The sequence below is a fragment of the Kordia sp. genome (assembly GCF_045105435.1).
Lineage (GTDB): Bacteria > Bacteroidota > Bacteroidia > Flavobacteriales > Flavobacteriaceae > Kordia.
Genome location: NZ_JBGCDL010000110.1, coordinates 1 through 8930, shown reverse-complemented (window position 1 = coordinate 8930; position 8930 = coordinate 1). Strand labels below are relative to the sequence as shown.

Genomic DNA, 8930 nt, shown 5'->3' with positions numbered 1-8930 from the left:
TTCAGCGAATCGACCATTTTTTTGTCTAACACTTTAAATGAGCGCTTAAAAACATTCTTATTATATGAATAATCCATCGACGTTAACTCTTCAGGATTTATAGAAGCTAATGGGTTTGAACCTCTTGTTCCAGCATATTTTTTACTCAATTCTGCAAGCTTATTTATACCGTCATACGTTTCTTTTAAATCATTGACATTATCAAAATCCATGAAAATATCAAGATTCATTTTACTTTTTTTGGTGTCCATCACCATGTGCATATTGAGTCTGTTTAAGCTTTCTAATTGTTTCTTTTCTTCTTTTGAAAGATCAGACATACTCATCATTTCTTTAGAAAATAATTCTTTAAACGTTATTAGTGAATCAATTGACTCGTCTCTACCGCCTGTCATTTGACTTCCTGCCATTTGCATTAATTCAGAACCATCAAAATAAAGTGACATTTTCCCTGAACCATCTTCATTTATATAGACAGTTTCAGAAAATTCGCAACTCGTGCAAAATACCATCAATACAGCTAAAATTCCTAAATAGATTTTTTTCATAATAATTTTAATTAAATTGTTTTTATTGTCGGTCTGGATTATTTACAATTACTAATGCGGCAATAGTTCCAGGAACCCATCCGCAGATCCACAAAATAAAGACAATTATAACAGATCCGCAACCTTTATCTAAAACAGATAGCGGCGGAAATATAATTGCTAAGAGAACACTCCATATATTCATGGTTCATTTTGTTTGATGATTATTGATACTTGTAAGACTGAAAAACAGCAAAAATGTTACAAGACGAGCGTATTTGCAAAGTTTTGTGACTTCAAATATTTCCAAATCAATACATTGGTATACTAGCAAAATGTATCTATCTTTGCAGACTTAAATTTACACATAATATTATGCAATTATCAGAGCAAGAAATCGTTCGTAGAGAAAAGCTTTCAAAGTTACGCGAACTCGGCATTAACCCGTATCCAGCAAATCTTTATCCTGTAAATCATACTTCGAAACAGGTTAAGGAAACATTTGCAGAAGGTAAACAGGTGATCATTGCAGGAAGATTGATGCGTAAAAAAGTACAAGGAAAAGCTTCTTTTACAGAAATTCAAGATGCAGAAGGAAGAATTCAAGTATATTTTAATAGAGACGAAATTTGTCCTGGAGATGATAAAATTTTATATAATGACATCTTTAAAAAACTATTAGATTTAGGAGATTTTATAGGAGTTGAAGGTGAATTGTTCACAACGCAAGTTGGAGAAAAAACTGTCTTAGTAAAGAATTTTACGCTTTTAAGTAAAGCCTTAAAACCATTACCGCTTCCAAAAGAGAAAGATGGTGTTGTATATGATAAGTTTGATGATCCTGAACAACGTTACCGTCAGCGTTATGCTGATTTAGTAGTAAACCCAGAAGTAAAAGAAGTGTTTGTAAAGCGTACGAAGTTATTTAACGCGATGCGTAACTTTTTTAATGACGCTGGCTATTTTGAAGTTGAAACGCCCATTTTACAACCAATTCCTGGTGGCGCTGCGGCACGTCCGTTTGTAACACATCACAACTCATTGAATATTCCGTTGTATATGCGAATTGCCAATGAATTGTATTTAAAAAGATTGATTGTTGGTGGATTTGATGGTGTATACGAATTTTCTAAAAACTTCCGTAACGAAGGAATGGATCGTACGCACAATCCTGAATTTACAGCCATGGAAATTTATGTAGCCTATAAAGACTACAATTGGATGATGGATTTCACAGAAAGTTTACTAGAACACTGTGCCATTGCCGTAAATGGTGAAACAACTGCAACGTTTGGTGAGCATAAAATTGATTTTAAAGCACCGTACAAACGTGTAACAATGACACAATCAATCATTGATTTTACAGGATTTGACATTACTGGGAAGTCTGAAGAAGAATTGTTTGAAGCTGCCAAAGGAATGGGAATCGCAGTTGATGGAACGATGGGAAAAGGAAAACTGATTGATGAAATTTTTGGTGAAAAATGTGAAGGCAATTATATTGAACCAACATTCATTACAGATTACCCTAAAGACATGAGTCCGTTGTGTAAAGTACACCGCGACGATCCGGAATTAACGGAACGTTTTGAATTAATGGTTTGTGGTAAAGAAATTGCAAACGCCTATTCGGAATTAAATGATCCTATTGATCAGCGTGAACGTTTTGAAGCGCAATTAAAGCTTTCTGAAAAAGGTGACGACGAAGCCATGTTTATTGATAATGACTTTATTCGCGCACTTGAATACGGAATGCCGCCAACATCTGGTTTAGGAATTGGAATGGATCGTTTAATTATGTATTTAACCAACAATCCATCAATTCAGGAAGTATTATTCTTCCCGCAAATGCGTCCAGAGAAAAAGCAAGTTGCTTTGACAGAGGAAGCAAAAGCGATTTTAGAACTCTTGAAAAAGGCTGAAAAACTACCTTTAACGGATTTAAAAGCACAAGTTGGATTGTCTAACAAAAAGTGGGACAAGTCAGTTAAAGAATTGACAAAAAATAATCTCGCAAAAGTAGCAAAAACAGATGATGGGCTTTTTATAGAAATCGTCTAACATCAATAAAAGTACATTTCGACTTCGGTCACATATAAATATCAAAAAGGAACTGCAAATCGTAGTTCCTTTTTTTTGTGCTCTAGTTTTATAAATAACGAGTATCATTATTATAGTAAGAAGTTTACTTCAACTACATTTATTGAATATTAACCAAAATTATAAATCATGAAAAAACAAAATTTAAACAGCTTGAAGCTAAACAAGAAGTCAATTTCTAATTTAGGAAAACAAGTTAACGGTGGAGGAACTCGTTTATCGCTATGTGTAAGATGTCCTTTTGGACCATCAGATGACACACTCGATTTTGATTGTCCATCATTTTGGTGCTAATCACTTTTTTAAATTAATTTTACAACATTCATCAAACCCAAGAGCTTTCTTTCTTGGGTTTTTTCTATCTTTAAAAAAATTTCAATAAATACCCTAAGTGAAACGTTCCCGACGTTCAGAATACGATAAGAAACGAGATCGTTCGAAGAAATCTTCCGAACGAAAGTTCCGATTTTCTACAAATAGTACTGATAAAGAAGCTGACAAAACTCAGCCTTCAACATCAATTCCTGATTCAAATTCAGAACCTAGTTCAGATTCAAGTTCAGATTCAGATTCAGTTTCAGATTCAGTTTCAACTTCAAGTTCAGATTCAGTTTCAACTTCAACTTCAACTTCAAATTCGAGTTCAACTGCAACTTCAAATCCACCTGCAAGTTTTGAACGTTTTGAGGTTAACGAAACGCGTCAAAAAAAATCTAAACCCTATATTCCCGAAGGAAAAACAGGTTGTTTTAATTTTAAATTACCGCTCGCTGTGGTAATCATCATATTTATTTTTAAAGTGATTAGAGGTGTTGTAGGAGTTGCAGATACAAACTCGTCAACAACTACAGAGAATGATCTTTTACTAAAAGAACTCATTGAAAAACAAGATAAAAAACGCAAAAGAGAACGCGCACGCCAAAGACGATTACCTAAAGTAGCTGCCGCCAATTTTATTGTTGGAAGAAATAAACCGCTACGTGAAGTCATTCAACTGGAAAAAGATTCTACTTTCCAAATTAGAGAACATGTAAAAGTGCGCTTGTTTAAAAGGTTTCATATTTATGATACAACTGAATTTCCGACAACGCCAATTATAGCCAAGTTTGCTAAATTCTACTTTTTTCATGATGTAGCAGAAAAATCGCCTGGAGAAACTATCACATCGCAATGGGAAACACTACGAAGAGAACTTTCGGAAGAAGTTTATGGAAGTGTTTTTTCGTCTAGTGAAATTAGAAGTTATACATATAAAGATTTAAATGTGAAGCTAAAAAAATTCACCATTTCATCTGGCAATACAGAAGTACAAGGTGTTGCTGCGTTGGTAGAAGCTGAAGATAAAAACTATTTCTTTCAGTTGATTTCCAACGAACGGAAAGGAAAAGATTTTGACGTTCGATTTTTAATGAAGTATTTGAACTTTTATTTAAAAATTAGATAATTGTTGTTTTTTTAAATCGTTGTTTGTCATTTTGCATAACGAATCAAAAGAAGCAGCGAGTGTAATTACTTTTTTATACCTTTAGCTTTCACATTGAAACTAACCACACGTGAAACGTTCCAGACGTTCAGAATATGATAAAAAACGAAATCGTTCAAAGAAATCTTCTGAACGAAAGTTTCAGTTTTCCGTAAATGGTCCTAATAACGATTCTGACGTAAGTCAAAAACATTCCAAAAACACTATTCGTCCTAAGGAAGAAAAGCGTAAAACACCTGATAAGAAACCGAAAACAAACCAGCCAACAGCAAGGTTTACCGAAACAAATACCACGAATCATCCTATTGATTTTGAGGTTTTTTCAAAAAGAGACAGGCAGTACAAACAACGAACATCATTTCAAAAAAAGAAAAGTCTGTTTTCAAGATTCAAAATTCCAATTATTACCGCTATTCTTATGTTGGGTTTGGGATTTATATTTAGTTTGATTGAATATAATACAGAAAAAAACACTTCGGAAGAATCAACTACAAACGAATACCAGAATGCAAGTCCTGCAAAGCAAGACTCTATGCGACAAGCCTATAAAAGAGCATATTTACGACAAGATTCTATTAAAAAAGCAACTCGAAGAGAAAATTTTAAAAAAATTGTAAAAACTGATATTACCAGAGTTATTGTTGGAAACGACATGCAACCTAAAAAAAGAAAAGCACGCAATAGCACATATATCAAACAAATTATTCCAAATGTATTCGTTCATATTCCGAAAGAATTTCCAATGTATAATACCAACGCAAGTCCAAACGTTGCTATCTTTGCTAAAAATTCAGATGAATATTTTTTCTATAGTAAAGAAAAGCCGGAAAAATGGAAAAATATGATCATGCAATGGATCGATTTGCGCAGGTCACTCATTGACGAATCGTTGGATGATTATTTTAATCTTGCAGGAAGTGAGTCGTATGATAATTACAGAATTAAAGAAGCCGATTTTTCAATGATAATAGACGGGTTTATTTTTTACGGTGTCGCCACACTCATAAAATACAACAACCAATATCATTTCTTTCATTTTATAAAAGTGCGTTCTTCTTATGAAAAACCGAATTATGATGAAGTACGAGAAAAATTGTATACGTATCTTAAAATGGAATTGAAAGGAAAGTTATAAGACATTTTAATTAAACGCGTATTATATTTGCTAACAAACCAATGGTATGAAATTCATCAGACAAATTATCGTAATTAGTATTGCTATTCATCTCAGTTATTCGTGTACGCAAACAAAAGTTGACAAAGACAGCGCCTTAACAGCTTTTGTTTTAAAAATTAGTGATGCTTATAAAAGTAGAGATATTGAACAATTAAAAACGCTTTATATTACCGAAAGTGAATTTGTAGAAATGTTTGAGTATTATGGTCTTGATAGCGATTATGGCAAAAGTGAATACAATCAAAATGTAACGATTATTGATCAAGATCGATTTGATCGTTTGGGAAGAGATATCATTTTTGGTAGCGAAAATCCTATTGAAATTGTTAAGAATAAATCTCCCAAAATGAGCAAGTTTAGTGCGATTTTAAATCCTTCATTTGAACTTGATGAAGGAAATGAATATTATTTGATGCATGGATTATTCACCATAAAATCCGATTATATTGATAAATACAATAACAAATTGACCGAAACGGAATTAAGAATGAATTTAGGAGAACTAATTTTTATTCCGTACGAAGGATGGAGATTGTGTGGCGTTCCAAGATAAACTAATCCAATTCCATCAACTCCAACGTCGTTTTGTATAAATTTGTTTTGTTCATTTTAGCTTTTAACCAAGCGTAAAAACTCATTACAAAAATGTCTTCTTCTACACGGACTTTCCATTCAAAAGAATCTTTAACAGCCATTCTAAACACTTCGGAAGTCACAGTTTCTGGCGCATTGTAATATTCTTTTACAAATTTTAAAAAGGTGATGACGCGACTTTGTCCTGATTTTTTTAAAAACGGATAATACTTTCGTTGGAAACTTACAAAGCGTGAATCGACATAGGAAATATTGCCCAATTCAATATGTAATAACAGTTCAATTAAGTTCTTTTTAATTACCCATTCTACGCCAGCTTTTTCTTCGTACCATTTGTCCGTATGGTAAAATTTTGAACCTATTTTTTGTGCTTTTTTAAATTCGCCTTGCTGAAAATAAAATACAATCAAACTCAAATGTACGTCTAACATAATTTCCAAATCATACTTTTTTAAATGGATCACTTCTTCTAAAAGAATAATGGCTTTTTCCGAATTTCCAGCATAATTATAATTTAACGCCAATAAACATTGATACGACACCAACGAACTTTTGTAATAGCGCTGTTTTTGTTGTTCCATTGCCGTTTTCATACGCGCTAAATAGTTTAAGCTTTGCGCGAATTCTTTCTTTCGGAAGAAAATATTTGAAATCAAATACAATACTTTAATGTGATAAAATAAATGCTTGTCCGTTTGTTTCAATCGGTTGGAAATGTATTTGTAATTTTCTAAAATAAATGGTTCAATAGCAAAATACGCTTTGTTTACGTCGGCGACCGAATTGATAATTTGTGCCAATTGATACAACGATTTATAGGACAATCCGATTTCCTTAGAAACTCCAAAACGCTCGTATGTTTCTTGAATTAAGCTTTGAAACGAAATAATTTCACCTTTAAAAACTACTTTTTGCAACTGCTCTTGAATCACCGCGTATGCCATATTCAACTTTTCTTCTTGTAAAAAATCTTGTTGATTCGCGGTACATTTCTCGATCAAAACTTCCAACGATGGCGCAAAATCTGTTTTGTGCGCATATTGTATTTGTGTGTGATAGACTTCGTTGAGCAAGGAAAAATGTAGAATTTCGCGTGCTTTCTTTTCTACTTTATTCAAAATTTTGAAAGCGGTTTTAAATTGCTTTTGAAGCAACAAATTACGTGCGACTAAAATGCGTTTGGTAATTGCTAATTCGTCTGAAACTTCATGCGTCAAACTTTGTGTTGCCATAAAATCGACCAGCGAACTCCACAAACGTTTCCGCAATCCGTGATAGGCAGTTTTATTATCTTTTCCATATAGTTTTTTCGGAATTTCCTTTGCGGGATAATTCGCGAGTAGCAACTGAAACAACTGTACATTCTTAGTGTCGTGTCGTTTGTTCTTATACAGAAGGTATTTTACAAACTCTTGTTGTTCTTCTGTAGAAAATTGAGAAATAATAACATCAATTGCAATCATTATATCGACCTTTTTTATTATATTAAAATACTTATTATCAGTATTTTAATTACTTTTTAAACATATAAATATAGTCCTTTTTTATGAAAAAATAGATTTCGTAGTCAAAAATCTGATCGCATATTTGTCCTGTAATCAAAACACAAAAACAAATCAATTTACATTTAAAATTAAACCATTATGGAACAACAAACATTTAAAAGTTCAGAAGAAAAAACAACGAAATTAAAAACATCAAATACGGAAGAAAAAAATCCTTTCAAACCATCGCCAGCTTTTATTGGCGCATCTTGGGCAGCTTTAGGAGTCGGAATGATTGCCTATTGCATTGGATTGTGGAATGCTGACATGGAATTGAACGAAAAAGGATACTATTTTACCATTTTACTATTCGGATTATTTTCGGTGGTTTCGGTTCAAAAAGCCGTAAGAGACAAAATGGAAGGAATTCCTGTTACAGAAATTTATTATGGAATCAGTTGGTTTACAACCGTGGCAGCAATTTTATTATTAGTTGTCGGATTGTGGAATGCTGACATGGAATTGAGCGAAAAAGGATTTTACGGAATGTCGTTTACGCTGAGTTTATTTGCTTCCGTAGCTGTACAAAAAAATACGAGAGATACATTCACATTGAAAAATCAAAAAGCCTAAATGTTGGTTGATTACCAAAACCTCGCAATGACGAACGAATGTAGTTGTTGTGAGGTTTTATTCTAAAAAAATAATCAATATATTAAAAGATGAAAAAAATTGATCAAATAAAAATAAACCTAATTATAATTCTCCTTCTACTATCCATTTCTGCAATTGGACAGAATGGTGTAATAGAATTATATCAGACAGGTAATTCCAACTTTAAATCTGGAAATTTTGAAAAAGCGATTGTTAATTACACGGAATTAATAAAAATCGTTGATGAAAAAACCGTCCAAAAAACTGGTTATATAAATCGTGGATTGTCATACGATAGACTTCAAAAATATGATTTAGCAATTGCAGATTTTACAGCGGCAATTAAGCTCGATAGTACAGATATGGCGTCATTTATTGACAGAGGACTTTCAAATATGCATGCTGGGTATTTAGAAAAAGCAAAAGCAGATTATAACTACGTTATTTACAAAAACAATAATAATAGAATGATGGAATCAGCGCTGTATTGGCTTGCTCTTGTTCATTACTCGCAAGGAAAATTTAAAGAAACAATAAAAAACTGTGACAGGTATTTCATAATAAACTCAAAAGACGCAGAATTGTATTTTATCCGCGGAACGGCAAACGATATGCTAGGAAATTTTGAACAGTCAATTAAGGATTATGATAAAGCAATTGAAATAAAACCTAATTATGTGAAAGCACTCGCTAATCGAGGAACTGCGAAGATTAATATTTTGACTGGACATGGAAATTTACAACCAAGTAAAAAAGAGACAAAAAGCGCATGTAAAGATTTGAAAAAAGCGAAAGCACTAGGAGATAATGTCATTGATGACATGATTTATGTTTATTGCGATAGCAAAGTAAAAAAGAAACGGAATTAAAACCTCGTACGACTACGCTTATATAGTTTTTACGAGGTTTTA

10 protein-coding genes are annotated in these 8930 nt (G+C 32.6%); 7 read left to right on the top strand and 3 right to left on the bottom strand.

Features of this window, described 5'->3' with window-relative positions; all coding sequences use genetic code 11:
* Both AB8B65_RS05445 and AB8B65_RS05440 read right to left on the bottom strand, forming a co-directional pair.
* On the bottom strand, positions 1–548 hold a 548-nt coding region (locus AB8B65_RS05445), incomplete at its 3' end, for a hypothetical protein (RefSeq protein WP_405299845.1).
* Positions 549–570: 22 nt separating this feature from the next.
* Positions 571–732, bottom strand: coding sequence for a YqaE/Pmp3 family membrane protein (locus AB8B65_RS05440; RefSeq protein WP_405299844.1), 162 nt, complete (start codon positions 730–732; stop codon positions 571–573).
* A 170-nt stretch (positions 733–902) separates the two neighbouring features.
* On the opposite strand from AB8B65_RS05440, the gene lysS reads away from it, so the two are divergent.
* The 5 genes from lysS (at position 903) to AB8B65_RS05415 (ending at position 5840) form a co-directional block, all read left to right on the top strand.
* The gene (lysS, locus tag AB8B65_RS05435) at positions 903–2588 is read left to right on the top strand and encodes a lysine--tRNA ligase (RefSeq protein WP_405299843.1); all 1686 of its coding nucleotides are present in this window, start codon (positions 903–905) and stop codon (positions 2586–2588) included.
* Between the two features lie 168 nt (positions 2589–2756).
* On the top strand, positions 2757–2921 hold the full coding sequence (locus AB8B65_RS05430) for a hypothetical protein (RefSeq protein ID WP_405299842.1): 165 nt from the start codon (positions 2757–2759) through the stop codon (positions 2919–2921).
* 97 nt (positions 2922–3018) lie between these two features.
* Positions 3019–4071 carry a hypothetical protein gene (locus AB8B65_RS05425; protein ID WP_405299841.1) on the top strand — a complete coding sequence of 351 codons (1053 nt, stop codon included), beginning with the start codon at positions 3019–3021 and terminating at the stop codon, positions 4069–4071.
* Between the two features lie 109 nt (positions 4072–4180).
* The gene (locus AB8B65_RS05420; RefSeq protein ID WP_405299840.1) at positions 4181–5245 is read left to right on the top strand and encodes a hypothetical protein; all 1065 of its coding nucleotides are present in this window, start codon (positions 4181–4183) and stop codon (positions 5243–5245) included.
* 46 nt (positions 5246–5291) lie between these two features.
* Positions 5292–5840, top strand: a complete 549-nt coding sequence (locus AB8B65_RS05415; protein ID WP_405299839.1) for a hypothetical protein — start codon at positions 5292–5294, stop codon at positions 5838–5840.
* Between the two features lies 1 nt (position 5841).
* Here AB8B65_RS05415 and AB8B65_RS05410 read toward each other — a convergent pair whose 3' ends face one another.
* Complete coding sequence (locus AB8B65_RS05410) at positions 5842–7344, bottom strand: tetratricopeptide repeat protein (RefSeq protein WP_405299838.1); 1503 nt, start codon at positions 7342–7344, stop codon at positions 5842–5844.
* A gap of 180 nt (positions 7345–7524) precedes the next feature.
* Here AB8B65_RS05410 and yiaA point away from each other — a divergent pair, with 180 nt between their 5' ends.
* Complete coding sequence (yiaA, locus tag AB8B65_RS05405) at positions 7525–7998, top strand: inner membrane protein YiaA (protein ID WP_405299837.1); 474 nt, start codon at positions 7525–7527, stop codon at positions 7996–7998.
* Between the two features lie 89 nt (positions 7999–8087).
* Entirely contained in the window at positions 8088–8888 is an 801-nt protein-coding gene (locus AB8B65_RS05400; RefSeq protein WP_405299836.1) for a tetratricopeptide repeat protein, read from the top strand.
* Positions 8889–8930 lie beyond the last annotated feature (42 nt).